The organism is Kineococcus vitellinus, assembly GCF_009906315.1.
Lineage (GTDB): Bacteria > Actinomycetota > Actinomycetes > Actinomycetales > Kineococcaceae > Kineococcus > Kineococcus vitellinus.
The window spans coordinates 1-25,828 of record NZ_JAAALL010000002.1 but is presented as its reverse complement, the minus strand read 5'-3'; the positions used below and the strand labels follow the sequence as shown (position 1 = coordinate 25,828).

At 73.3% G+C, this 25,828-nt stretch carries 15 protein-coding genes; 1 reads left to right on the top strand and 14 read right to left on the bottom strand.

From position 1 onward, the window contains the following. Positions 1–350: 350 nt before the first annotated feature. Both GTQ99_RS00740 and GTQ99_RS00735 read right to left on the bottom strand, forming a co-directional pair. Positions 351–1,613 carry an Ltp family lipoprotein gene (locus tag GTQ99_RS00740; RefSeq protein WP_166613836.1) on the bottom strand — a complete coding sequence of 421 codons (1,263 nt, stop codon included), beginning with the start codon at positions 1,611–1,613 and terminating at the stop codon, positions 351–353. 449 nt (positions 1,614–2,062) lie between these two features. Continuing rightward, the gene (locus tag GTQ99_RS00735; protein WP_166613835.1) at positions 2,063–2,989 is read right to left on the bottom strand and encodes a CARDB domain-containing protein; all 927 of its coding nucleotides are present in this window, start codon (positions 2,987–2,989) and stop codon (positions 2,063–2,065) included. A gap of 217 nt (positions 2,990–3,206) precedes the next feature. Between GTQ99_RS00735 and GTQ99_RS00730 the strand changes: the two genes are divergently transcribed. Continuing rightward, entirely contained in the window at positions 3,207–3,827 is a 621-nt protein-coding gene (locus GTQ99_RS00730) for a DUF4190 domain-containing protein (RefSeq protein WP_166613834.1), read from the top strand. A gap of 887 nt (positions 3,828–4,714) precedes the next feature. Here GTQ99_RS00730 and GTQ99_RS00725 read toward each other — a convergent pair. From GTQ99_RS00725 to GTQ99_RS00670, 12 genes are all read right to left on the bottom strand, one after another. Then, the gene (locus tag GTQ99_RS00725; protein ID WP_166613833.1) at positions 4,715–8,104 is read right to left on the bottom strand and encodes a P-loop NTPase fold protein; all 3,390 of its coding nucleotides are present in this window, start codon (positions 8,102–8,104) and stop codon (positions 4,715–4,717) included. 555 nt (positions 8,105–8,659) lie between these two features. After that, positions 8,660–11,173 carry a DUF6519 domain-containing protein gene (locus tag GTQ99_RS00720; protein ID WP_166613832.1) on the bottom strand — a complete coding sequence of 838 codons (2,514 nt, stop codon included), beginning with the start codon at positions 11,171–11,173 and terminating at the stop codon, positions 8,660–8,662. Continuing rightward, complete coding sequence (locus GTQ99_RS00715) at positions 11,170–13,635, bottom strand: hypothetical protein (RefSeq protein ID WP_166613831.1); 2,466 nt, start codon at positions 13,633–13,635, stop codon at positions 11,170–11,172. Before GTQ99_RS00715 ends, GTQ99_RS00720 begins: the two co-directional genes overlap by 4 nt. Beyond that, positions 13,632–16,115: a baseplate J/gp47 family protein gene (locus GTQ99_RS00710; RefSeq protein WP_166613830.1), complete on the bottom strand. Its 2,484-nt coding sequence runs from the start codon at positions 16,113–16,115 to the stop codon at positions 13,632–13,634. The genes GTQ99_RS00715 and GTQ99_RS00710 overlap by 4 nt, the downstream gene beginning before the upstream one ends. A 98-nt stretch (positions 16,116–16,213) precedes the next feature. Further along, positions 16,214–18,745 (bottom strand): baseplate J/gp47 family protein, encoded by a 2,532-nt coding sequence (locus GTQ99_RS00705; protein WP_166613829.1) that lies wholly within the window; start codon positions 18,743–18,745, stop codon positions 16,214–16,216. Continuing rightward, the gene (locus GTQ99_RS00700; protein WP_166613828.1) at positions 18,742–19,116 is read right to left on the bottom strand and encodes a GPW/gp25 family protein; all 375 of its coding nucleotides are present in this window, start codon (positions 19,114–19,116) and stop codon (positions 18,742–18,744) included. The genes GTQ99_RS00705 and GTQ99_RS00700 overlap by 4 nt, the downstream gene beginning before the upstream one ends. Further along, the gene (locus tag GTQ99_RS00695) at positions 19,113–19,445 is read right to left on the bottom strand and encodes a hypothetical protein (RefSeq protein WP_166613827.1); all 333 of its coding nucleotides are present in this window, start codon (positions 19,443–19,445) and stop codon (positions 19,113–19,115) included. The genes GTQ99_RS00700 and GTQ99_RS00695 overlap by 4 nt, the downstream gene beginning before the upstream one ends. A gap of 27 nt (positions 19,446–19,472) precedes the next feature. After that, positions 19,473–19,988, bottom strand: a complete 516-nt coding sequence (locus tag GTQ99_RS00690) for a phage baseplate assembly protein V (protein WP_166613826.1) — start codon at positions 19,986–19,988, stop codon at positions 19,473–19,475. After that, positions 19,985–21,085, bottom strand: coding sequence for a hypothetical protein (locus GTQ99_RS00685; RefSeq protein WP_166613825.1), 1,101 nt, complete (start codon positions 21,083–21,085; stop codon positions 19,985–19,987). Before GTQ99_RS00685 ends, GTQ99_RS00690 begins: the two co-directional genes overlap by 4 nt. Before the next feature lie 4 nt (positions 21,086–21,089). Continuing rightward, positions 21,090–21,413: a hypothetical protein gene (locus GTQ99_RS00680; protein ID WP_166613824.1), complete on the bottom strand. Its 324-nt coding sequence runs from the start codon at positions 21,411–21,413 to the stop codon at positions 21,090–21,092. Continuing rightward, complete coding sequence (locus GTQ99_RS00675) at positions 21,410–22,066, bottom strand: hypothetical protein (RefSeq protein WP_166613823.1); 657 nt, start codon at positions 22,064–22,066, stop codon at positions 21,410–21,412. The genes GTQ99_RS00680 and GTQ99_RS00675 overlap by 4 nt, the downstream gene beginning before the upstream one ends. A gap of 38 nt (positions 22,067–22,104) precedes the next feature. Continuing rightward, positions 22,105–25,386, bottom strand: a complete 3,282-nt coding sequence (locus tag GTQ99_RS00670) for an eCIS core domain-containing protein (RefSeq protein ID WP_166613822.1) — start codon at positions 25,384–25,386, stop codon at positions 22,105–22,107. Positions 25,387–25,828 lie beyond the last annotated feature (442 nt).

The following is a 25,828-nucleotide window of genomic DNA, read 5'->3' as shown; positions in this document are numbered from 1 at the left end:
GGCCGCCTGGCCCGCGGCCGGAGCGAAGGTTCATGCTCCTCCCCGCGGTTCGCGGGCTCGGCAAGAGCGATCCTGCCGAGCCCGTTCCGCACCAGGGTATTGACGTCGGAGCAGGTCGTGTGCCGCTGTTGAGGGGACCCGGTGGCCGGGAGGGCGCCGTGAGCTGCGTCGACGCCGTGTCGGTGGCGCGCAGCATTGCCGTCGGCCGTGAACGCCCGGACCTCCGCTTCCACCGCCCGTCGTGGTGAGCATGCTGAGCGACCGACGTGCAGGCCCTGCGTGGCTGCCGTTGATCGACACGCCAAGGCCCCGGCGACCGCGAGGGTCACCGGGGCCTTGGCGTCAGACCTTCACAGACCGGTCGAGTTCACCCCGTGCACAGCCTGGTCGTGCGTGAATCCTTCGTACTCCAGCTGCTCGATCAGACCCTGCCGGGAGAAGGCGGAGTACTTCAGGTAGGAGGCGGCCTTCTTCTCGGCCTGCTCGTACCAGTTCACCTGGACGTGGTCCACACCGTACGTCGCGTCGGCAGTGGAGAAGCCCTCGTACTCGAGCTGTTCGATCAAGCCCGAACGCGAGAAGGCGGAGTACCTGAGGTAGGACTCAGCCTTGCTGACGGCGTTCTTCTGAGACACCGTGGGCGCCGACGACGTGGGAGGCGGCGGGGCCACGGGCTGCGCGATCGGCTGGTTGACCAGCGCTCCGCGCGCGGCACTCCACTCGATGTAGCCCCGCTGGAAGTTCGTGCGCTTACCGCCGGCGATGTCGAACTCGCTGGAGGTGGGGTAGCCGAGCGAGCCACCCTCGGAGCCTGCACGTCGGTAGGCGTCCAGGATCGAACCCTGGAGCGCGTGGGCTCCCGTCGAGGGGGACCAGTAGAACGTTCCGCCCTGGAAGTTCTGGAAGACCCCGCCGTTGCGGATCGGCACTTCCTGCGAGGTCGGGTAGCCGAAGTCGCCGTTCTCGTAACCCCGGGCCCCGTACAGGCTCCGGAAGGAACCCGAGACGCTGTGCGCCCCTGCCGTGGGCGCCCAGTAGAGCGTTCCGCCCTGGAAGTTCTGGAAGACGCCGCCGTTGCGGATCGGCACCTCCTGCGTCTGCGGGTAGCCGAGGAAGCCGTTCTCGTAACCCTGACCGCCGTAGAATCGGAGGAAGTCACCCGACACCGAGTGCGCTCCCGCTCCAGGGGACCAGTAGAGCGTTCCGCCCTGGAAGTTCTGGAAGACCCCGCCGTTGCGGATCCGCACCTCCTGCGTCAGCGGGTAGCCGAGGAAGCCGTTCTCGTAACCCTGACCGCCGTAGAATCGGAGGAAGTCACCCGACACCGAGTGCGCCCCCGTGGACGGGGACCAGTAGAGCGTCCCGCCCTGGAAGTTCTGGAAGACCCCGCCGTCCTTGATGGGAGTCTCACCCGACGTGGGCTGGCCGAGGAAGCCGTTCTGAGCTCCCTGGCTGCGCCACAACTCACCGAACGAGCCCGTCACGGGGAGCTCCTCCGCTGCTGCGGAGACGGTGGAAACCTGAGCCAGAACGGAAGCATTCGCCGGCACGGACACGGCGAGAGTCAGTGCAGCAGCACCGACGACAGCGGCAACGCCGCGGCGGGTTCTCATGGTTCAACTGTATCGTGAAACCGTGCGCCAGGGCATCCATCTCCGCCCGGTCGAAGCTTCGACGTCCTTCAGACCAGACCTTCTAGAAGGGTCCTGGCAACAGAGTCGAACCTGTTGCTGCACAATGCCGGCAGCATGGTGCGAACACGCCGTACGACGTCAACGCCCGTGAGTTCGCCGCTAGCCACGCCAGCCACGCCAGCGACGTCCGCACCCCCGCGTCGAGCCCCTTCCGTCAGGAACGACGGCTGCGCGACGGAGCACCGCGCCACCCCACCCAGCCGCTGCAGCGCCTCACTCACATCGACGGCGCCCACTGCAAGCACCGCCACTGACCTCATCACCGATCAGCTGCTGCGCAGGCGAGGAGTGGCCGGCTCGCCCGCCCCACCGGGCTCCCGCTCGGGCGCCGCCTGCAGCAGCAGAGGCCGACGGGGCCGCTCGAGCGGTCAGAAGAGGCGGATGTCCACGTCCGCGGGGATCGTCACCGACGCCAGCATCCGCGCGCCGTCCTGCGTCCACCGCTTCGTGGTCAGCGCCTTGCCCTGGAAGCGGGTGAAGGTGGCGCTGGCGCCGGCAGGGCAGGTGACGCCGTCGGTGCCGTGCTGGTTGGCTCGCAGCAGCTCCCCGGTGGCCATGTCCTGGCCGATGACCTGCACGGGCACTGTGGCGGCGGGCGCGCGGCCTTCACCGGAACCGGAGAACGGCCCGGACCAGGGGTAGACGCTGTTGCCGATGGTGCCTTCGGTCAGCCACCGCTCCGTTCCGGGCACCTGCGCGCCGGCCGCGTCGATGCAGCCGACGTACAGGGAGCCGTCGATGATCGAGGACAGCCCCGTCGGGGTGGTGCTGGGGGCGACGGTGGCGGCGGCGGCGACACCCGTGGCGGTCATCCGCAGGCGGGTGCTGAGGCCGGTGGCGACGTTGGCGGTGCGGGTGAGCGTGTTGTTGGACTCCACGCTCTCGGTGATGCGCTTGGCGTCGTCGACGTGGGCGGTGACGGCCGGGGTGCCGGCGGGCAGCGCGTAGGTGGAGGACTTCGCCGGGCCGTAGTTGGCCTGCACGGTCACCGACTGCCCCGGCTGCAGGCTGGTGGTCCAGGTGTCGGACCAGGTGCGCAGCTGCCCGGCGACGGAGAAGGCGACACCGTGGATGACCCCTGCAGGAGTGGGCGCGTTGCCCTTGTTGGTGATGGTGGCGCGGAAGCTCGTCTGCTGCCCGGCCACCAGCGCGGTGGGGGTGAAGTCGATGGCGGTGACGGCCAGGTCCGGCTGCGCGGGTGCGGACTGCGCGGCGCTGATGCCCGCGGTGGACAGGGCGATGACGCCGGCGGCGACGACGGCGGTCCTGACGCGGCTTCGGGTACGGCTTCGCATGCTTCCCCCCCATGGGTGTGCCGGGCAACGGCTGTGTGCGGCGGCGTCACTGTAGGGCCATGTGGGTGTCGCTGGTGGCGCTGCGTGACATCCGACCAATGAGGGTCGCCCCCGTACCCCCCTTTGTGGGGCCACCCGGGCGGGTCGAGCAACGCTGTGTGTCCACTGAGCGATGCTGGTAGTGATCAGCTTCTCAACCACTGCACCTGGAGTCACCATGTCGACCGTCCAGCAGCCTGGGCAGGTCCAACCGAAGAACGGGACGGGCACTGCAGCCCTCGTCCTCGGCATCCTCGCCGTCGTCTTCGCCTTCATCCCGCTCGTCGGCATCGTCCTCGGGCCCATCTTCGGCCTCATCGCCATCATCCTGGGCATCCTCGGCATGAAGCGCGCCAACGCCCGCGTGGCCAGCAACAAGGGCGCCTCCATCGCAGGCCTCGTCCTCGGCATCATCGGCGTCGTCATCGCGATCATCGCGGCCGTCATCGCCAGCGCCGTCGTGGCCAGCGTCGACGAAGCCGTCGAGTCCGCCGCGCCATCGTCCTCCGCGACCGCCGCGCCCGCGCAGGAGACCCAGGACGTCCTCGTCAACTCCTGCACCCCCGGTGAGTTCGGCCAGGTCAGCGCTGACCTCACCGTGACGAACAGCGATGACGCGGCCCGCTCCTACCTCATCACCGTCTCCGTCAACGGCCCCGACGGCAACCGCCTGGCTGAGGCCAACGCCGCCGCCAACTCCATCGCTCCCGGGCAGGTCGCTCAGGTGCAGGCCATCGGATCGATCACCGACCCGCCGGCTGAGCTCACGTGTGTCGTCGCCAACGTCAGCTCCTCCTGACTCCCACCAGCTCCTTCTGGCTCACGGCGGAGTGCCGACGGATCAGGACGACCGGTCGCCGTGGGCTCGCCGCAGCGCGTTCAGCGTCCTCGGTGTCCCGCTCGCCGGTCCACCTCACGCCGCAGCAGTCCGGCCGCGAGGCGCTGGCCCAGGAGCGGACGTCGTGGCCGAGCCCGTCGAGGAGCACCCGGCCCGGGCCGCCGAAGGTTCACACCACCGGGAGCCCTCCCCATCCGCGTGGTTGCCGTCGGCAAGAGCAGAGCCAGGCCGGTTCCGTCGGGCCTGCGCGGTCCGTGCGGGGCTGCACGTCACCACTGTGCCCGGTCGCCTCGGGCGCGAGCTGGTGCCGGCTGAGGTGCGTGAGCCGGCGCCCCGGTTCCTCGGGGTCGGGATCCCCGGAGCGTGCAGGGACCGCCGGAACCACCGCTCACTCGACGCCACGCAACCGTCCGCAGGCGGATCCGGCCCTACCGCTCGCGAACAGCAGCGAGGTGGACCTCTTCCACCGCACGCCGGCGACCGGATGGACCTGCACCCGCTCCCACGGTCTGCGACGGCTCGGCGTCGGGCCTCGTCGACGTGGCTGCACACCTGCCAGCATCACCGACACCACACCGGCCTCGGCGGGCTACCACTCGCTTCCCGCGTCACCGACCTGCGTGGTCAGTACACCCGAAGCTGCACCGCGAGCACCGCGACAGCACTCGTCCGGTTGGCCATGACCTTGATCTGTGCCCGGCACCCGCTGGTCCCGAGCTCGTGCAATGCCTTCAGCGCACCCCGCCCAGCCGGTACTCAGCCGTCATCGGATCACCACTGCCCGTCAGCACGACGCTCCACATCGCCTTGACGAGCGGAGTGGGACGAGAGTTTGGTCGAGGCTGTCTTCAGCGCGACCGGAACGAGAACTTGCGCACGTGCTGAGACACGGCGGCAACGTCTGCGCACAGGAACGACCCGCCTGACTTCATCAGGATCCGGTCGCGGTCGTTCCAGTCAGCGGTGATGTCATCGACCTCGTCCTCCGCTCCGGCCGCGGTTGCAGCGTCGATGAGTCTGTCCGCGACCTCAGGGTGGCCGGTGACGAGGGCGAGCAGCCAGCGCGCGATCCGGAGCTCGTGGTCGGGCAAGAGCAGCTTCAGCAGTCGGTAGGTGTTGACGAACCGCTTGACGGCCCGCGGCGAGCGCGTGAGCAAGGGGGCGAGGGAGCCGACGTCGTACACCTCCTGAAAGCTCATCTGCAGAGGATCGGGAGTGGAGATGGCGCTCTCAACGCTCGACAGCACCTCCGTCCTCCGGTCGGCGCCGGCGTCGGCGCTTGCGTTCAGCGTCGATCGGCCCGTGGTGGAGTCGAGGTGACGGCGCATGGAGCGGTGACTGACCCAACCGTCCCGCTGGCGCGATGTCGGGTCCGAGAGAGGTTCTCCCAGCAGGTGACCGAGCATGTCTCGCGTCGCGTCGACTCCGGGTGGGTCCAGCCACACGGGGATCTGGAAGATCTTCTCCAGGTAGTTGAGGGGAGTGAGACCATCAGCCTCCAACATCTCGGGGTAGACCGCACGCAGGGCTTTGGACACCCACTGCTGGTCGACACCGACGACGACGACGAACATGGGGTAGGTCAGCAGCAGGTGCACCGCCTCCATGACTCGAACGACGACGTCGGGCGGGCAGCGGTCGAGGTCGTCGACGTAGAGGACGACACGGTTCAGCACGTCGTCGTTGGCCAGTTCCCGGTTGTGCTTGGCGACCGCCCACGCGAGCGTGTCGAGGTCCGTGCGCACTTGACCGAGCACACCCAAGCGGCTGCGGTATTCTCCGCTGCCGTCCCTGCGTTCGACGAATTCCCGGTAGAATCCCCTCGAGCCATCCGACAGTGATCGTGAGGCTTCCTCGGCGGCGGCACGTGCTGCGTCAAGAGCGGCTCGAGCCTTGGAGGCGCGCTCGCTGGCCAACCGCGCGTCGTCTTGAGCCGCATCGAGCTGCGCTCGGGCTTGCCGCAGGGCGCCCTTGGCGTCCTCTTCGGCTTCCACGGCTGCTTGCAGACCATCGGTGAGTGGGCGCAGGAACCGGAGCAACAACGCGAGGACGCTCACCGACCCGAACAACGCAGGACCGAGAACCTTGCCGATGACGTCCGTGGACGCCGTGACGATCGCTGCCAGCAGACAGGTGAGGATCACCGGGAGCAGGACCTTCCACCGGGCGATCTTGCGGATGACCTCGATGGTCCGGGCACCCGCGCGTCCCAGGTCCGCTCCCGAGAGCACGGTGGGCGCGCCCCCGTGGACGAGGGCGGCGGCCACGGCGCCGAGCACACCACTGCGGACTCGTGCCCGCGCAGCTTCGAGGGGTGCCCGGGAGACCTGCTCCTGCGCCTCTCGCACCCTCCGCTGCTCAGCGCCGAGCGCCACCTGCGCGTTCCTTTCGAGCTCCTCGGCCTCGGTGAGCTCGTCGTGCGCCGCGCCGAGGACCACACGTGTACCTGCCAGCGCCTCCATGCGCGCGCGGTGGAGGTGGTCGAGCTCCTCCGGCAGGTCGGAGTCGGTGGTTCCAGACCTGACCAGTTCGCGAAACAGCTGCTCGAGCAGTGCAGCCCACACGTCGGCGGCACTGTAGTGCCAGGCGTTGAAGCGCACCTGGACGACGGTGCGCCAGGACCACAACGCTTCCTGGGAACGACCGGAGGCTCGCGCTCCCCTCGCGAGCTCAGCCACCCTGCGGTGCAGCCGCTCCATGAAGAAGGTCTTCCCCGAGCCCCATGCACCGAAGATGCCAACGGCGAGCGGGGGTTCGACGGCGCGCGCCGACACCAGCGCCGCCAGCACGTCGACCATGGGCTCGACGTCCAGCAGGTCCTCGCCGTGGGGGGAGTCCGCGTCGTAGCCGCTGAGACGCAGCTCAGTGTGCTGGTCCAGGCGCCAGTACCGGACTCGGGCGTCGGCGGTCGCGATGCCCACAGCGGCACCGTCAGGACTCAACGCCACGGCAGTGACCTCAGCGTCCACCTGCCATCTCGCGATGACCGATGCCCGGTCGCCGTACAAGCACAGCAGCGCGATGTCGTGCTCACCCGCGACCGCCACGAGGGATCTCGCCGCAGCACACGCAAAGCGTGGGGCCATGGAGCCGAGATCTGCCGTGCCGAGCAGCTGCCCGCGCCAGGAGAGCCACCGGACCTGGTGCTCGTCGACGACCACGGCGTGCTCATCGGTGGCGAGCAGGCTGACCACGTGCCTGAGCTCTGCTTGGACCTGCACGAAGCCGTCGTCGCCACCGGTGGAGATCCACAGCTGGTCATCACGCTCGAGGGCGATGAACCTCTCGTCGCGCGATTCCGCACCTGCTGTCGCCGCGTGGGCCGGGTGCACGGGCGCGGCGACGGGTGAGGGGCCGTGACCGGGAACACCCCACAGGACGTTGCCGGCGGCGTCGACGGCGACCAGTCCGTCACCGCCGACGGCACCGGCACGCACTGGTGGCCACCCCTGGATGAGCTCCCGCCCCTTCGCTCGGGGATGCCAGGAGAGCACGCCCACCTCGCCGCCGCCGAGGGCGTTCCACTGCGCTTCCTCGTCCTTCTCGAGCTCAGCGTCCGGGGTGAACCGTCGCAGCAGTGCTGACAGGCGGCCGGATCGCGACCAGCCCAGTGCGGCCACGTCGACGTCACGGGCCACGCGCACCCCGACGGCCAGGTCCCCCGCGTACACCTCGCCAGCACCGCGTGAGTCGCTCATCACGGTGGCCCAACGCCTCACCTGCTCCGGCTGGGCCCCGCCCTGCTCCCCGATCGCGATCGTGTTGACCGGCCTGGGGTACGCCAGGGCGGTTGTCGTCGCCGGCGGGAGGACCCCGAGGGAGAGCGCGACGACGGGTGCTCTGGCGCGCAGCAGATCGATCCCGTGCGCAGAGAGCACGTCTTCGGCGCTGGTCGCCCCGAGCAGGGCTGCCAGCTGCCCCGAGCGCACAGCGGCATCGGCCACAGCGGTGTCGAGCAGGCACAAGGCGAGGGCTGTGTATCGTCCCGAGGCGTGCTGACTCTCGGCCAGCACCGTCCTCGCCTCTTGGAGCCAGCGGTCTTCCGACTGCTTCAGCTCCCCGTCGGGCCAGGATCGTGTGGAGACGACGAGGTCGCGCCACCCGCCGTCGTGGGCGACCTTGCGCAACAGAGCTCCCAGGGGCTCCGGCTGGCGCACGTTCGGCGCTGGCTCGTCGAGCACCGGGGCGACATCGGGGTCGGAGCTGCCTCCGCTCGCCGACGTCGCCGCCACCGACATGCCGCACAGTGTAGGACCGGTCCCAGCTCACAGGTAGGGACTCGGCGCGAGCACGAGCTCGAGCAGGACGAGCTCAGCAGACGGCAGCGACACGAGCGCTGACGGCGTGAGCGCTGCAGACGATCTCGCAGACGGCCGCGCAGACGGCGCGGCGCCCCAGGACGAGCCGTGGCTCGCGGAGGCTCAGGGGCCGGTGGACCCCCGGGCGTCCATCACCGCGCACGGCAGGCTGAGCCTGCTGGGGCCCGCGGGCGGCGACCACGGGCAGGGCTGGGTCAGCGGAGGCTGCGCCGACTGGCACCTGGGCCACGTCAACGGTTTCGACGTAACGGTCACCTCCACCACCCCCGGACCACCCGGCGGTGGCTGCTCCAGCACCGGCACCCGCCTGCTGGACGTGCCCGCCGACCCGCCAGCGCCGGCCGTGCTGGAACGGTGCGCAGGTGCTGGGATCAGCTCAAGGGTTCGTGGGACGCAGCGGCACGGCTCCTCGATGACGCGGACGCCGGTTGCCTGCCACGATCCGACCCGGACACGGCTCACCGACCGGGCGCGTCACCCGTCCACGACGAGGTAGAAGAAGAAGTCGAGGTCCGCGGCTCGTTGCGGGTCGCGCTCCCCGACCAGCAGCTCACGGCCCGTCGCCCCCTCCGAGGCGCCCAGGTGCTCGGCGTCGAGGTACGCCCGCTCACCGCTCTTCGGCCCGGTCCCCCACACGTGAGCCGATCGGACCCGGAGCCGGCACAGGATGCGCTCGGCGCGCTGGTCCAGCTTCCAGCCGGCCTCCTCCAGCTCGCCGTCGACGAGCGGGGCGTACCCGAACAGGTGGAAGGGGACCGTGTCGAGGAACGTCCGAGCCTGCTCCGACGGCAGCCAGACCAGCCCGGGCTCGAAGCCGTCGCCGGCGTCGTCCCGACGCACCTCCAGGTTCCCGTCCAGCCGGACGGACCGGAAGCCGAACGGACCCGAGATCCCCTCGTCTCGCTGGCCGCGGTCGCGCGATGCGCGCGCCCAGTACAGCTTGTCGTAGTCGGTGGTCGGGTAGGGCAGGTCGACGACGACCTCGACGATCGGGTCGAACGGCTGCGGCCTGCACTCCAGGACGGCGTCGGTGATCCCGATACCGACCCCCTCGTTGAACGCGTGGTGGGGGACCTCGAGCCCGTTGAGCAGGAGCTCCTCGCGCAGCAGGTCGGTGATCCCGGTCTTGTCGCCTCGCAGCCGGAGGGTGGACAGCCGCAGCGTCTCGGCTTCGGCAGGCTCGCCGATGTTCGCGCACAGGGTGTCCAGCGCCTCCTGCACGGTGCTCGACCCCATGAGCAGTGGGCACGCGCCGGACTGGTAGCTCGTCAGCGCTGCGGTCCGGAACCCGGCGGTGAAGACCACCGGCGGGCTCTCGTCCGCTCCACCGGTCCCGGGCACCCGGGCCTGGATGCGGTGGGTCGCCTCCGGTGCTGCGGCGGAGATCGACCACTGCACCTCGCACAGGCCGTTCGCGTCCGTCACCACCGCCCGGGAGGTGGCACCGCTGATCCCCGTGCCGTCCACCACCGTCGCGGGGCTCCCCGTCGGGGTGGCGGGCACGCTCCACTCCACCGTCGCGCCGGCGACCGGCGTGCGCCCGCGCACGACCGCCACCCGCAGGCTGCTGGGCAGCGGAACGTCGCCCCCGCCTTCCAGCGGGACGGTCTGCCCGTCTCCGCCGCGGTAGAGCAGCACCCGGTCGGTCAGCGTGCCGGTCTGGATGCGGCAGTCCTCGCCGGCGGGGTCGCCGGCCGGGTCGAGGGCGAGCAGCGGCGCGTAGCGGACCGACGGGCCGTGAGGCGGCTCGAACGGGTTGCCGGCGGGCCAGTCCACGCTGCCGTCGGCCCGGGCTGCGAACGTCCAGTAGTCCCCGCGCCGGAAGACGGCGCCCGGCCCGCCACCCAGCCGGATCTTCAGCCCGTCGCCCAGGTCCAGCAGCTGGGAGACCGCCGGGTCGGCGGCGGTGGACACGACGCCCGTCCCGCTGCCGTCGGCGAGGGTGTCCCACAGGCGCAGGTACCAGCCGTCGTCGGGATCCAGGGCGGCCGCGGCGCTGGCGGCCGCCGCCTCGAGCGTCACGACCGTGTCGTCGGCGAGCGCTACGCGGAACAGCCGACCGCCCGCGCTGGCAGCGCGCGGGTCGACGTCGTCGTGCGGGGAGACGATCTCGGCGAACAGCCCCGGGGCGAACCAGTTCAGGGGGTCCAGGGCGGGTGGCTCGACGGTGAGCTCCGTACCGGTCACCCCGGTGATCCGCGCGAGGACGGAGGCGTTGCGCCGGGAGACCTTGACGCGCAACCCGTCCAGGGCGAAGCGAGGACCGTCGGCCGCCGGGTAGTCCGATCGCGCGGTGCCGCCGTCCACCTCGCAGCGGAACAGCAGGTTGTCGGGGCGCGAGTAGCCGCCCTGGGGCGTGAGGCTGCACGGGTCGGTGGACGGCGGGGTGGCGTCCGGGACGACCGCCAGGGTGCCCGTGGACGGGGCGACGAGCTTGAGCCAATCCGGGTGGGTGACGGACGTGGCGCAGGTGAGTGGACCACCCCACCCGGCCGCCGGCGCGAACGGGAAGACCTGCCAGTCGAGCAGGGCGCGTCCGGCGGCCTGGGCATCGCCCAGGGCCGGGTCGGCGAGCGCCGGCTCCTCCACCGGGTCCACCAACCGCGTGAGGCACTTGATCGCGAGGAGCACCGGCGGGCCGGGCGTGGTGTCGGTGCGCGGGTGCGGCTGGGTCGCCAGCGTGCAGTCGTCGATGACGTTCTCGACCAACCACCCGTCCAGGTACCCGTGGCCCGGGCCGAGGCCGCAGTCGGCCGGCGACGGGGCCGCGGTCACGACGAAGGCCGTGGATCCCGCCGGGACGACCAGGCGCCCCGGCGAGCCGAGCACGTCGCTCGTCCCGGTGTCCACCCGCTCGAGCAGGTGGTCGGACTGCTGGTCGACGTCCGCGTCCAGCAGCACCTGCCCCTGTCGCGCGACCACCGCGCGGGGCCGGCGGCGGTCCGTGGTGCGGACCCTCAGGCGCGTGGCGTCGTTGCGCATCGTCATGGCCGGTTCCTCCGGGAGGCGACGGCCCCGGACCGCGTGTCGTCGACGACGCGCGCCTGCAGGGCGAGGGGAAGGTGCTCGGGGAAGAGCGAGCCGAGGTTGTCGAGCGCGATGCCGAACGCCGCGCGGGCGAAGGCGCCCATCTCGCCGTCGTCCTGGCCGCCCGACCGGATCGCGTCCGGGCACAGGGGGTGCAGCACGGCGAAGGTCGGCTCGTCGGCGGAGGCGTCCATGAACACCGGAGTCACCGAGAGCCGGACCAGTCGGGCCTCGCTGTCGGGCAGCGGCGAGTCCGTGCCCGCGGACGCCGCCGCCAGGGCGAGCGCCGGCTGGCAGCGGAACGTGCGCGGGGTGGCCGAGCCGTCCGGGACGTAGCTGTAGCGCACGCAGCCCGTCTGCCGCCGGGTGACCACCACGGGCTCGGCGAACACGGTGCTGGTCGCCGTCAACGACCGGGCCGACGCGGTGCCGAGCACCGTGACGTCGCACAGGGCCACGTCGAGGTCGGCCACCGCCAGCGCGGGCGCCGACGCGCCGTCCGTGGTCACCACGCTGTCGCTCACGCTCAAGTTCCCGGTGACGGCCGGGCCCGAGGTCGCGACCGGCCCGAGGACCGCGCTGTCGACCACGAGACGGACGCCGGTGGCCGGACCCGTGATGGTCAGGGCGACGGCGCCCGGGGCGCGCACCGTGACGTGTCGCAGCTCGAGCTCGGCGACCGACTCGCTGCCCACCGCGATCCCCTCGGTCAGCTCCACGCCGTCGAGGGCGAGCCGTCCGGGACGCAGCCCGGCGGCGCCGGCGCCGCGGACGACGCGCACGGGCGCGTCGAGGGTGAACCGGCGCTCGCGACGCACCACGAACCCGCGCAGGGCGGGGTCGCCGGGAGCCCCGGGCAGCACGCGGGGCGGACGCCACTGCGCCGCGACCAGGTGCAGGTCGGACTCGGGGGGGACGGTGACGTCGATCGTGCCTCCCGGGACTCCGGCTCCCTCCCGGTCGCAGCGCGTGAGCAGGATGAGCGCGCGCCGGCCGGCGGCCTGCGCAGCGACCTCGGTGAGCGCCGCGGCCAGCGAGGTCACCACCCGCCCGGCCCCTGAGCCGGCCGACCCTCCTGCCGCGGCGGTGGCGTCGACCACCCACACCAGGTCCCGGGCTCCTCCGCTGTCCCGGACCTCGAAGGTGTGCACGTCGTCGTTGCGGTCCTGCGGGCCGGCGCCGATCGCCCGACCCCGGCCGGTGGCGTGCGCGACGCGGACCTCCACGACCTCGGCGACCCCCGGCTGCGGTGCAGGTGTGAGGAGGCGTCCGGTGACCGGGTCCACGGCGACCGTGATCGGGTGGGTCTCGGTGCGTCGTGTCGCCCCGGGCTCGTACCAGGTGCAGGTGACGTCGGCCGCCGGACGCGCACCGGGCGGGGACGGCGGCGCCTCCAGGTCGACGATCCGCACCTCCCGGGCCGGCACGCGCGTGAACGCGCTCTGGCCGTCCCGCCGCACGAACACGGTGAACGGCTGGCCGGCGGCGTCGAACCACGGGCGCTCACCCAGCCGGGGCGGGCGCTCCTCCAGGTCGGCGCGGCGCAGCTCGTCGGTCTCCCGGTGCAGCGGGAGGCGGGCCAGCCGGTCCGGCAGGTCCACCCACCCGAGCCGTCGGCCCGCGGCGTCGGATCGACGGTCCGGCGCGAACATCCGCAGGACGGCGCCCGGCTGCGCGGCGAGCTGGAAGTACCCGGGGAAGGCGGTCCCGCCGACGGTCCACGGCCGGGCGGTCGGTACCCCGGACAGGGCCGCAGCCGGCACCGGGTCGGGCACCGTGGGAGCCGGGTGGTGCAGGGCGACCGGGCGCAGCACGTGGACGCCGACGGCCTGGATGCCGTGACGGCCCGCGGGGCGTCCTCGGCGCACCGCTGCGACGGGGCGGACGTCGAGCAGCCGGGGCAGGACGTCGAACGCGCTGCCTGCGCGCATCGCCGTCTCCCCTGGCACGAGCAGCGCGGTGCCGGGCCGCTGGGGGCGCACGTCCAGCAGGTGCGAGGTGCGGGCCAGCCGCTGGTAGTGCTCGACCGCCACGGCGGGCAGGCCGGTGACGTCACCGGCGAGCGCCTCGATGACGCGCGCGGTGCCCTTGCCGCGCCGGTAGCGCACCGTGTTGGCCACGTACGGGCGCTGCCAGCCGACCGGGGCTGCGGGGGCCGGCCGCAGGGGCGCTGCGCCCACGAGCCGGGCGATCGCCTCCAGCCCGGCCCCACCGGCGGTCTCGACGAACACCGCGTCGTAGAACGCCTGGGTGTGCGCGTCCACCTCGGCGAGCGCCCCGGCGAGGACCTCCACCAGGGCGTGCAGCGCGCCGCCCGCCGCGAGGTCGGTCGCCCGCACGTGCGCGGGGAGCAGCTCGAGGAGCGCGGTGGCCACGGCCTCGACCCGCGCCTGCGGGACGGTCGAGGCCTCGAGCGCGCTCACGAGGTCGTCTCCGTGAAGCTCACGGCGGAACCCGGCACCGACAGCAGGCCGGCGGGCTCGAAGACGCCGCCGGCCAGGCGCGGACCCCGGCTCAGCAGGCGCCCCTCGGCGTCCTCGACGACGCCAGGTGCCGACAGACCCGTCACCCGGGCGGCCACGACCCCGGGTGCGCCGTGCACCGTCGCGAGCACCTCCGACCGGTGGATCGCGCGGCCGAACTCCACGGCCGCTCGTCCGAACCGGTGTGCGAGCGCGGCTCGGACGGCGTCCTCGACCTCTCCCCGTCGGACGGCCGGGTCGGCGAGCAGCGCTACGACGACGGACACCGGCAGGTCCTCGAAGCCCTCGACGCGCACGTGCGTTCCGGGGGCGGCCGCGGCCAGGACGGCATCGCGCAAGCCGCGCGCGAGCGCGGAGCCGGCGACCGGGGGCGCCAGGGTGCTCGTGGCGATCGTGAGGCACACGATCCGCCGCGTCCCGGTCCGCAGCTCGTCGGCGCGGGCTTTCCCGACGCCGGGGTGCTGCTCGGCGAACGACTGGAAGTCCTCGAGGGACACCGCGCGGCCCAGGGTGCGGATGGCCCTGGGGGCGGCGGAGCGGATCGCAGCGAGGGTCTCGGGGTCGCTGCCCCCGTCCGCCGGGACGGGGTTCATCACGGACCTGATCCCCGGGACGGGGGCCATGGGCTGGCTGAGGCGGTCGGGTGCGAGGTTGCCGGCCGCACCGCCACCGGTCCGGTACAGGGCGGTGACGTTGCCCGTGCCGCTGGGCAGCCGCCCGGCGACCTGGACGTCGCTGCCGCCGTCGCGACGCTCGACGACGCGGAAGGCGCGGCTCTCGGGCCCCTCGTCCAGCAGGCTCGTGACCAGGTCGTACCGTCGGCCGTCGACCCGGACGTCGATCGCCGGGGTGTAGCCCGGGGAGCCGGGCGCCGGGACGTGCGCCAGCCAGGACCGCGCGACCGGGAACCGTTGGAACCGCTGGGCCGGGTCCCCGGAGCCGACCGGCTCCGGTCCCCCGAACGGGCTCTGACCGTGCGAGGCCGGGACGGCGTTGGCGAGGATCGCCAGGCTCGACGCGCGCCACCGGTGGGTCAGCTCCTCCTCCAGCACCACGAGGGTCGCCCCACCGGTGGGCAGCGGGGAACCGGTGGTGGCCACCGCGGCGGACGTGCGGACCACGGTGGCGACCTCCACCGCCTCGGTGCCCTCGCCGGTGCGCCCGACCAGGACGACGCGGCGGCCCGGCTCGAGCGGGACGTCGCCGTGGACCCACAGCCGGTCGGCGCGGTTCTGCCCGGCCAGACCGGGGTGCTGCAGGACCGTGCCCGTGGTGTCCGTGAGCGGGAGGTCCGGATCGGCGAGCGGGACCACCAGTGCGCAGCGCGCCGTCTCCAGGTGCACGGTGGTCGCGCGGACGGCGGCGTCGAACGCCGTCGCACCGGTCGCAGGGAGCGTGAGGACGGTGCAGGCCGCGGAGATCGTGAAGTCCGACCGGGTGGTCTCCCGCGCCGATCCGATCCGTTCGACCGCGAGCGCGGTGCCGCTCTCCCCGCCCTCCAGCACCACCACCTTGCCGGCGGCGGCCTGCGGCTGGACGCCGTCCAGGTGGACCGTCCACACCCCCGCCGGGCCGGTCCCGGACAGCGTGCCCACCGTGAAGGCCGTCCACTGCGGCGGGGTGGCCCCGTCGCCGAGGGGGGCGAGCGCCGCCGGCATCAGCCTGAAGTCGGGGGCCGCCGCCCCGAACGGGCGGGCGTGCGTGCCGAGGACGATGACCGTGCCGTCGTCGCCGGTGACGGCGGCCTCGACGCCGACCGCCCGCTGCCCCGCCAGGAGCAGGGTCGTGGTCGGCGGCTGCGCGAGGACGTCCGGCTCCACGCCGCTCACCCGGGCGTGGATCCACGTGACCTCGGTGCCCGCCCGGCCGGCGCGCACCAGCACCCGGTCGCCGACGCGGACGTCGGAGGCCGAGCCGGCGAGGACGACCCGGTCCGTGGACGCGGTGACGGTCACCGGCGCGGGCCCGCGGACCGGCGTCAGGGCGTTGCAGTCGCTGCGGGCCAGCAGCTCGCGGTCGGTCTCGAAGGTGACGGGGAGCTCGCCCTGTCCGGGCACCGATGCGATCCGGGTGCCCTGCGGAACGGTGACGGCGGGGGGTGAGCCCGGGAAGTCCTCGGGCGTGAACAGCGTGAACGCGAGCACGGTGGTCGCCGAGAGGGCCGGCCGCGGGACGTGCCCGAGCAGTCCGGTGAGGGACACCAGGGCGGCCCGGTCGCGGGTCCCTGCCAGGGTGGAGTCGCTGAAGGACCGGTGCACGTTCCACGCCAGGACGTGGGCAGCCCCCGCGGCGGCCGAGAGCAGAGCGATCGCCGGGTCCTCCGGTGACCGGGTGCCCAGCCCGGAGAGCGGCCGCGCGTCGGCGGTGCCGGCGCGGGCCACCCGGTCGAGCATCCGCTCGAGGATCGCCCCGTGGGACATCGAGAGGGGATCCCCCGGTGGGCGCGCGGCCGCGGCCGACCCGGCGTCGAGCCGCGCCCCGCACGCCCCCGTCCCGCAGCCGCACCCGCACCCGGTGCTCATCGCCCGCCTCCCGTCGTGATCGTGAGCCGCCCGCGTTCGGGGAAGCTCGGATCGTCCCGCAGCTCGAGCACCTCGGCGTCCGCCGGACGGATCACCCCCCGCCCCAGCTCGTCTCGGTCGACGCGCGCGAACCGTTGGAACACCAGCGGAGTCACGCTCTGGACACCGGGGACCGCCATCACGGCGGCCACGAGCGCGGAGAGGAACAGGGGTGTGCCGAACGTGAAGCGGTCGGGGTGGAAGAACCCGGGCCGGCCGGCGGAGCCGAACGGGGACAGCGCCGCCCGGACGCGGCGGCCCACCTCGCTGCGCAGCTCGCGCGGCTGCGCGCAGACGCTGAGGGAGACGTCCAGCGGCACCGGTCGCGCGCCCCGCACGGCGACGTCGAACCCCGCGAGCCGGAAGCGTTCCAGGTGGGTCAGCAGCGCGTCGCGGAACCACCGGTCGACCGCTGCGCCGCCGACCCGGTCGACGTGGACGACGACGGTCTGCCAGGCTCCCGTCCAGCGGGCGACCGCCACGGCGTTGGCCACACCGGCGAACCGGCGCGCCGCGTCGGCGTAGTCGGCGGCCGTGACCGCCCGCTGCTGGCGCCGGAACCCCTGGGGCGCGGCGACCTTGATCGCCGCCACCTCCTCCGCCGCCCGTCCCCCGGACCCGGGCAACGGGTTGGTGACCGAGGCGAGGCCGAGGTCGGCGTCGGCGTCGGGCACCACGACGTGGCCCAGCGCGTCCGGTCCGAGGTTGCCCACCGTGCCCGAGCCGAACCGGCCACGGACCGTGAGCTGCTCGCCGACCCCGGGCGCGAGACCACCGCTGTCAGCGCCCGCGCCGTGGCCCCCGCCGAAGCGCAGCGCGGGGTCGCCACCGGGCGTGGTCTCCACGACGAGGTCGCGGGAGAACCGCCCGCTGCTCAGCAGGTCCCGACGGACGGTCCAGGTCGCGAAGGCGTCCTCGAGGGCGACCTCCGGCAGGCACTGCGCGGGGTCGACGGTCAGCAGCGCACCGGCGCCGACCTCCCCCGGCGCCCCCGACGGCAGCGGCGCCGTCCGCGACAGCGGTCCGAGTCCTGCGACCACCCGCGGTCGCCAGGGAACGCCCGCCTCCGCGGCCACCGGCTCCAGCCGGGGGGCGAGGGACGCCACGATGGACGGTGGCAGGCCCAGGTGGTCGGCCGGCGGCAGGCTGGCGCCGTGGTCGGCGAGCACCAGGTTGGCGCTCGCCCCGGCGCACACGACGCGCGTCGATGGACCGGCCGGCTGCTCCACCTCGGCGGTGACGGGGAGGTCGAACGGCAGCGCGTCGGCGGTGTCCCACTCGACGTCGACGAGCTGCAGCCCGGGGGCCAGCACGTCGGCGGTGGGCGTCACCCGTGTGAGCCGGACGACGTGGCGCAGGGCGGGGTCGGCGTCCTGCGCCTCACCGGTGTCCGGGGCGGCGGTCTGCGCGAGCAGCAGGAGGTCGCCGGGGACGAGCACGCCCCCGCCGCCGGAACCGACGTCGACCAGGGTCACGGAGGTCGATCCCGCCGCCAGGCGGCACAGGTCGTCCGTCCAGGTGTGCACCGCGATCGCGTTGCGCCACTGCCACACGCGCACCGGCGTCCTCGTCTCGAAGACCACGGCGCCCGGGTGGAGCAGGGCGGGGTACGCCGACGCGGGGACCACCGCGGGCAGCCCCTCGGTCCGGGGCAGCACCGGCGTCCCGGCACGGAGCAGCGCGCCGTCGCCCGCAGGGGTGGCGGGGCGGTGCACGAGGGAGACCACGGCGCGGGCACTGGCCCCCTCGCTGACGGGGTAGTCGACGAGCCGGGCGTGCCTGGTGATCGAGGTGCGGGTGCGAGCGGTGTCGAGCAGCGCCTCGGTGGCGACCCAGTCGACGGTGTAGCTCTGCTGGTCGAGTCGGTAGGCCAGCGCCTCGATCACAGTGGTCGTGAAGTCGACCGGGTCGTCCTCGCGGAACCCGGGGACCAGCACGGACATCCGGTCGAGCATGAGCCGGCGCAGCGTCTCCCAGTCGCGGGCCCTGAGGTCGAACGCCGGCTCGGGGGCCGGCTCGCCGGGCACCTCACGCCGGTCCGGAGCGCAGTCGGCGTCGGTGGCGCAGTCGATCTTGAAGCTGAGGTCGATGGCGCTCAGGCGCGGGTCGAGGAAGGTCGGTGGCTGCGACCCGGTCGGTCCGGCGACGATCGCCAGCCGGTAGGTCGAGAAGTCGGTGGGCTGCCCGCCCGGGATCCGCACGCGGTAGGTGCTCACGGTGGAGCCGCCGGGCAGCGCTTCGACGACCGGTGCGACGCGGGGCGGCGGGAACCGGACTCCCCCGGTGATCCGCACGTCCGCTCCGGTGAGGGCGGCCAGCGGCAGCGGCAGCGGCTTGACGAGCACGACGTCGATCTCGGTCGGCACCGAGGTCGGGTTGCCCTGCCGGACCTCGACGTAGTCGATCCCGGAGATCCCGGCGGGCGCGCCGGGGGCGACGAGCCCGGCCCGCCGGCGCTCGTCGCAGCACTGGTAGCGCACGCCGCTCATGTCAGGTCCTTGCGGACGCGGGTCTCGTCCACCGTGCGGTCGGAGCGGACTTCGTAGGTCACGACGATCTCGAGCGTCGCGTCGGCGTCGACCACCGTGACGGTGAGGTCGATCAGGTCGAGGACGTGGCCGAGCTGCTGCTCCACGGTGGCCTCGAGCGTGGAGTCGAGGGCGATGGCGGTGGCGTCCCCGCCGGGCCCGAACAGCATCTGGCGCGCGGGACTGCCGAGGTCGGGCCGCATCACGCGCTCACCCGGGGAGGTGAGCAGGAGCAGCTCGAGCATCTGCCGGACGTGCGCGTGGTCGCCGTAGCGGACGGTCGATGACCGGCCCTGCGCGGTGGGTCCGAAGGGGAAGGCGAGCCGGGTCATGTCGCCACCACCCGGGTCTGGCTGGCGGAGATCACCGGCGGACCACCGGGGATCTGCTCGGCGGACTGGCACAGGCCACCGGACGGGTTCACCAGCACCGGGCTTCCCAGCGAGACGACCCGGGTGGCACCGGCGAGCCACTTCGTGCTGACGCACGGCTGCGGCTTGGTGCCCGCCGTGAAGACGCACCCCACGACCGGTGCCTGGTCGCTGAGGACCACGGCCGGGGAGCCGGACACCGTGACGCGCGGCGCTGCGGGGACGAACGTGATCGTGCCGCCGTGCGGGCAGGTCGCCGAGGCACCGGCGTGGAGCACAGGTCCAGGCATGGTCGGGTTCCTCGTCTCACAGGTGGGTCAGGTGATGATGAGCGCGCCCTCGTTGATGATCACCGACTTGCCGGCCATGACGATCGAGGCGCCCTGACCGTTGGTGATCGTGATGCCCGCCGCGCCGATGACCACCGTGGCGCCGGTCGGGGTGCTCACCTGCACCTGCGTGGCGGGCAGGTCGGACAACGTGACGGAGACGCCGGTCGTCGTCTGCAGGTGGATGTTCGGGCTCACCGGCGTCGCCCCGGCCAGGGCCTTGACCGGGAACCCGGCGGCGTCCGGCCAGAACGCCCCGGACCAGATCGGGCAGTCGGGGTCTCCCGCCTCGAACTCGATCCAGACCATGCTGCCGATCGGCGGCAGCGCCACGACTCCCGCCGACCCCCGGGCCGCGAAGGTCAGGGCGGGCAGCGCCCACGTGGAGGGGAACAGTCCGTAGCGGTCGGCGAGCTGCACCTGGATCTTCCCCTGCCCCATCGGGTCGAGGTTGTTGAGCACCGTCGCGCGGTACTTGCCGAAGAACCGTGGGCCGGACGTCATGGCGACACCTCCGCGACGTTGGAGACGAGCCCGCCACGGGCGAGCTGGAAGGCCTGCTTCCAGCTACCACGGGCGAGGGTGTGGGTGACCGAGCGGACGAACCAGAGCCCGTTGTGCGCCGCGCCCGCGCCGCGCACCCCGACCAGCGAGCGGGCGGCCAGCGGGCGACCGTACCGGGTGAGGTCGACGGTGCCGGTCGCGGTCACCGGGTCCGCCAGCCCGCGTCCGGCGAGCAGGGCCATGAGCACGTCCGGCGGCTTCATCCGCTCCGTCTCCAGCAGGCTCGTCCTGGTGGGGACGACGGGGCGGGCGGCGAGCGGCGGCTTGAGCAGCGCGATGTCGGGAACCGGGACGGGGACCGAGAACCCGGCGATCTTGACGTGGGCGATCGGCAGGACAGCCGCGTTGCCGTCCACCGAGAAGCTCATCGAGTCGACGTTCGCGTCGTGGTCGAGGTCGATGCTCAGCGCCGGCTGAGCCAAGCCCGTGCGCACCTGCGGACCCCAGTACGCGGTGTTCATCCCGGGCGCAGGACCCGGTCGGACGTAGAACTCGTAGCCGGCGTCCTTGGCGAGCTTGGTCGCGTACGCGTAGTCCGTGCCCTGCTGGTGGTGGTACCCCTCGACCGGGTTCTCGACGCCCTGGAAGAGCGACGGGACCGTCACCGGGACGACGCCGAGCGGGAGGTACTTGGCCATCATGAGCGCCACCCGGGCGAACGGTGGCATCGCCGGGTAGGGGAAGCCGGTGAAGTCGATCGCATCCATGTAGCCGCTGACGTCCTCGCCGGTCAGCACGAGCCGGTGCTCCCCGGGCCGGCCGGTGGCGGTGACGTCCTGACGCTTGATCGGCCCGTCGGCGAGCACGGTCGGCACGCCCCGCAGGGTGGCCACCAGCACGACACGGACCATCGGGTCGAAGAACCCGGTGGGCAGCAGCGTGCGGGCGATCGGTGATGTCTTGGAGTAGGTGAAGCTCAGCTGGAACCCCGACCGCGCGCCGACGGCGTGCGTCACGGTGGCTCCCTCCAAGGCGTCGACCACGGGGGCCGGGGCGGGTGCGACGGCGATCGGCCCGATCCGCACGCTGAGGGTCACCGCATCAAGCGTCGCCACGGTCGCTCACCTCCAGCGGCAGGGGGACCACGAGCAGCCGGCCGTCCACGTCGCTGATCTGCGCCGGATCGGCCTCGCCGCTCGCATCCACGAGGCGCCACCACAGCGCGGGGTCGCCGTAGGAGTCGTCGGCGATGGTGTCGGGCCGCTCCCCCCGCCGCACCCGCCGGTGCTCGGCGGCGACGTGGCGCTCGACGGCGGGCAGGACCCGGCGACCGAGGTACACCTCGACGGTGCCGTCCTCACCGGTCCAGATGACGACCGGGACGGAGCGGTAGCGGCTCGACGGGCTGAACGCGTCCTCGCTCACGGTGTCCCCCCCAGCCCCAGCGCCTGGACGCCGGCCCCCCGGCGCGCCGCCAGCCGCTCGCGCCGACGCGCCGCGGTCAAGAACAGGGCGGCGCCCTTGGACCCGTACGGCAGGTCGTCGGTGGACAGCGCGCGCAGCCCGAGCCCGATCCGGGCCAGCGTGGGGTTGAGGCGGGGGTCGAACGCCTCCTCGGTGACCGACAGCTCGGTGATCCGCACCGGCAGGGTGCGGTTGGCGCCGAGGACGAGCAGCAGCAGGGGTGACGGCAGAGGGAGGATCTCCAACGCGCCGCGCTGCGCGAGGGCGTTCGCGGCCTGCAGCGCGGCCACGGGGGGCGCGACCATGGTCTCCAGCTCCGCGAGATCGGCGGCAATGCCCTCCGCCACCGTGGTGGCGTTCGCGCGAGGCTTCTCCAGCCGGTCGGTCGCATCGAGCACCACCTCGAGCTTGAGCGTCTCGAGCGGCGGCCCCACCAGGCGCAGGGCCTCGAGCCGGTCACCGTTCTCGGTGGTGGCGCCCCGCGGGGCCACGGAGCGGGTGAGCGTCTCGGGGTTGTACTGGAACGGGATCACGCGGACGACGCGGCGGCCGTCGGCGTCCATCACGACGAAGCCGCCGCGCAGGGTGCGCGGTGCTCGCGGGAACGTGGTCATGGGCGTTCTGCTCCGCCCGCGCGTCGTCGTCGCATCGCTCAGACCTCCTTGGCCTCGCCGCGGCCGAGCATCTCCTTGACCGCGTCCAGCGGGTCGATGCCCTCCGGCTCGACCTTGATCTGGCTGAGGCTGGGCCAGGTGATCTCGCCGCTCTTGGAGTAGGCGATCCGGCCGAGCGTCAGCCGGACCTCGGGCCCGATCTGCGCCGACACTGAAGCCGCGTTGTAGATCCAGCGGTGGGAGAAGATGCCCCAGCCCGCGTAGAGGTCGGCGACGAGGTCGACCTTGGCCTGGGCGGTGAGCCGGCCCTTGGCGTACGCCTCGGCCTCGAACGCGAAGCCGTCCTTGTCGTAGTCGGCGGCCACCTTGACGCCGCCCTCGGCCGAGATCCGCAGCGTCGGGCTGATCTCGACCCCTCCCTTGGCCCCCACCGCACCGGCGGCTACCTCGAGCCCGAGGTAGGCGCCGAAGGTGCCGTAGACCTCCGCGTACGCGGGCACGGCGAACAGGCCCGTCAACTTCGCCTTGATCTGGGGGTCGTCCTCCAGGGGGTACAGCTCGCCCTTGAAGACGACGCCGCGGAGCATCACCGGCCCCACCCCGTACCCCAGGCCGAGCGACCCGCGGATCTCCCCGAACGCGGTGACGGCGGGGACGGGGGTGGGAATGGGGAACTTGACGCCGACCCCCTTGATGATCGGCACCTTCCCGCCCTCCGGGGACGGCCACATCCTGGTGAGCGGCACGTCCCCGATGACGACCTCGCCGCTGAGCTTCACCCTCCGTTCCTTGGTGAGTTCCACGCCGAGCACCGGGCGCAGGTTCGGCGTCACCTGGTAGCCGACCGTGCCCTTGCCCCAGTACCGACCCTCCTCGTCGAAGGTGAGGTCGATGGTGCCGTCCGCCTTCGGCGTCTTGACCGCGACCGTGGCTCTGCCGGAGAACTTGCCCTCCGGGTCCTCCTCCTTGCGGGTGTAGACGACCGTCATCGTGGACGCGATGCTCTGCCAGACGACCGCCGCCGTGCCCTCGAGGTGCAGGCCCCGGTCGTTGTACCGGCCGGACAAGGCCACCTCGTCCACCAGCGGCAGCGGCTTGAGCACGGTCACCGACCCGCGGTACCCCAGCCCCTGGCCGTCCCAGCTCGCCCCGAGGACGAGCGAGGTCCCGCGGACCTGGGTGGTGACGGCGCCCTCGGCGTACGGGTCGAACCGGCCGTCCTTGGTCCGGAAGCCGATCGTGACGTCGGCGGTCGACGCCGGGATCGATGCCGTGGACGCGCTGACCTTGCCCGCCCAGCCCGTCTCGGAGCTCCACTCGACCAGACCCTCGGCCGCCTTGATCCCGGGGATCGCGCCGGCCGGGGTCAGGGTGCCCTGCGCGACGAGCGCCCCGTTGGCGAGCTTGACGGTGAGCCTGCCGAGCATGAGCGGTTTGGCCGCGGGCCCGATCGAGAGGTGGAGCACGCCGCTGGGGACGAACTCGGGCGACAGCTGCAAGGCCAGCTCACCGCCGGTGAAGCGGAAGGCCGCCGGCAGCGGGGACTTGAGCTTGTCCGCCGGGATCGGGGCGACGAGCTTGAGCTCGTCCTTGGTGTAGACGACGTTCAGCGTGCCGAGGAACGGGATCGTCGGGGAGATCGTCCCGCTCCCGGTGAGGTTGCCCTCCGGGTCGAGCGCCAGCTTGGTGAGCTGGCCCGGGCTGAGGTAGGGGTAGAAGAAGGCGATCCTGGTGTTCTTGCTCGGGTCCAGCCGCAGCACCCGCGCCTCGCCGGGGGGTGGCGCCGACGGCCCGGACGCCGCCTCCAGCCCGGCCGGCTGCGCGGGCACGGCCGCGGGGCCGGGACCCACCTCGGCGTCCAGGGTGATGCGCGACGCGGTGGACTCCGTCGCAGAGACGGCCCGGCTGTCGAGCGTCCCGAAGACCTTGTCGCGCTTGGACTTGGCACCCTGCGGGTCACGCGCGTAGGTGACGATCCGCATGCCGGGCACGATCCGTTTGGCCAGCTTGTCCAGCGGCGTCTCGCCGGTGTCGCGCAGGGCGGCGGTCTCGCCCTGCCCGCCGGCCGACAGCGTCACCGGCTTGCCGTCGGCCGCCGCCTTCACCGCGTCGGAGCCCACGACGGCCCCGGTCCGCAGGAGGTTCTCCACGACGAAGCCGGGGTCGGCGGTGCCGTCGGGGACCGTGACCGCCTTCAGCCGCAGCTGGAGCCGGCGTACCCCCGGGCCTCGCATCTCGGGTGCGCGGATCTGCTTGACGATGTCGACGAGCGCCGCGTAGGTCTCCCGCCCCGACGCCTGGTTCTTGGCGCTGCTCAGCAGCTGCAGGTTGGAGGGGATGGAGGTGCCGCCGAGCTGCTTCTCCACGATGTGGTCGACGTCGCACTTGGCGGCGCTGAGCCCGCTCCCCAGCCCCGTGACCACCGCCTCGACCTGGGGGTCGGCCAGTGCGGTCTTGACCGCCTCCTTGTCCGCCGCTGCCGTCACGGCGGACGAGAGCGCCTTGGTGGTGGCGAACCCGTAGCGGCCGAGCCAGATGGACTTGTAGGACTCCGCGCCCTCCTTGAAGGCGGCGACGGACTCGTACGACGCCGTCGAGCCGCCCTGGATGAGCGGCGTGAACACCAGCCGGCCACCGGCGGCGGCGTCCTTGTAGGCCTGCTGCACCCAGGGTCCGGCGCCCTTCTCCAGCGGAAGGGTGAAGCTGTCCACCTGGACGACGAGCTCCTCGGTGCCGCTGCCGGTGGGCTTGTCGGTGATCACGGTGAGCCCGGGCGGCAGGTGCTGGGGAGGTCCGGCGGCCGTCCCGGGTTGGGCCGGCGCCTCCTTCGGGACGATGGCGGTCCCCGGCGCGGACGCCACCGTCGTGGCCGCGGGTGCCGGCACCGCGGCCGGCAGGCCCCCGGGAGGCGCGGTCGTCAGGGTGCTGCGCCGGACCAGCCCGGCCGGGCCGCGCCCCAGGACAGGCCGGCCGCCCTGCGCCAGGGTCCGGACCGCTCGATCCGCCTCCGCCTCCAGGTGCGGTTCGCCGACCGTCGACGGGGTGGCGGTCACCGGTCCGCCCCCGGCCTGCAGGACGTGGGCGATCTCGTGCGCCAGCAGGCCCCGGCCAGGATCGGTGTCCGGGGTGAACGCGCCACGGGCGAAGACGACCCGGTCCCCCAGCGTGAACGCGCGTGCGCCGAGCGCGTCCGCGGCACGGGCCGCGGACGCGCCGTCGTGGACGCGCACGTGCCGCAGGCTCCGCCCGAAGCCGGGCTCCAGCTGTGCCAGCAGCTCGGCCGGCAGCGGGCGGCCGGGCTCGCCCAGGACGGCGGCCACGGCGTCGGAGGCGGCAGCCGTCAGCGGTCGGTCCGGCTCCTGCGGCCCGCTCCGCGCGGGGCGTGCGGGTGCCTCGGCCCGGACGGCCCCAGCAGCCGGGTCGACCTGGCGGGTCCCCGCGCGGCCGGCGTCGGTGCGCGAGGACCCCTCGTCCGCCAGCGGTGGCGTGGTGGTCGAGAGCGACGCGCCGCTCCCGGTGGACCCGCCGGTCCGCACTGACGCGCCGGGCTGCGCCGCCGTCGCGGGCTGTGCCGGCTCGCCTGGGCGCGAGGACCGGGCGACCCACGAGGAGTCCCCGCTCCGCGACGGCGCTGTGGTCCACGTCGAGCCGCTCCCAGACGACCCGCCGAGCCGGGACGGCGTGGCGGTGCGGGCCACGACGGCGCTGGACGACGTGGTCGGTGCCGACCACGTGGTCGGGGTGGACGACGGGGTGGACGAC

Bases quoted from the DNA above. Each gene is read 5' to 3' on its own strand.
- GTQ99_RS00740 (WP_166613836.1), bottom strand. From the start codon at position 1,613: ATGAGAACCCGCCGCGGCGTTGCCGCTGTCGTCGGTGCTGCTGCACTG.
- GTQ99_RS00735 (WP_166613835.1), bottom strand. From the start codon at position 2,989: ATGCGAAGCCGTACCCGAAGCCGCGTCAGGACCGCCGTCGTCGCCGCC.
- GTQ99_RS00730 (WP_166613834.1), top strand. From the start codon at position 3,207: ATGTCGACCGTCCAGCAGCCTGGGCAGGTCCAACCGAAGAACGGGACG.
- GTQ99_RS00725 (WP_166613833.1), bottom strand. From the start codon at position 8,104: ATGTCGGTGGCGGCGACGTCGGCGAGCGGAGGCAGCTCCGACCCCGAT.
- GTQ99_RS00720 (WP_166613832.1), bottom strand. From the start codon at position 11,173: ATGACGATGCGCAACGACGCCACGCGCCTGAGGGTCCGCACCACGGAC.
- GTQ99_RS00710 (WP_166613830.1), bottom strand. From the start codon at position 16,115: ATGTCCCACGGGGCGATCCTCGAGCGGATGCTCGACCGGGTGGCCCGC.
- GTQ99_RS00705 (WP_166613829.1), bottom strand. From the start codon at position 18,745: ATGAGCGGCGTGCGCTACCAGTGCTGCGACGAGCGCCGGCGGGCCGGG.
- GTQ99_RS00700 (WP_166613828.1), bottom strand. From the start codon at position 19,116: ATGACCCGGCTCGCCTTCCCCTTCGGACCCACCGCGCAGGGCCGGTCA.
- GTQ99_RS00695 (WP_166613827.1), bottom strand. From the start codon at position 19,445: ATGCCTGGACCTGTGCTCCACGCCGGTGCCTCGGCGACCTGCCCGCAC.
- GTQ99_RS00690 (WP_166613826.1), bottom strand. From the start codon at position 19,988: ATGACGTCCGGCCCACGGTTCTTCGGCAAGTACCGCGCGACGGTGCTC.
- GTQ99_RS00675 (WP_166613823.1), bottom strand. From the start codon at position 22,066: ATGACCACGTTCCCGCGAGCACCGCGCACCCTGCGCGGCGGCTTCGTC.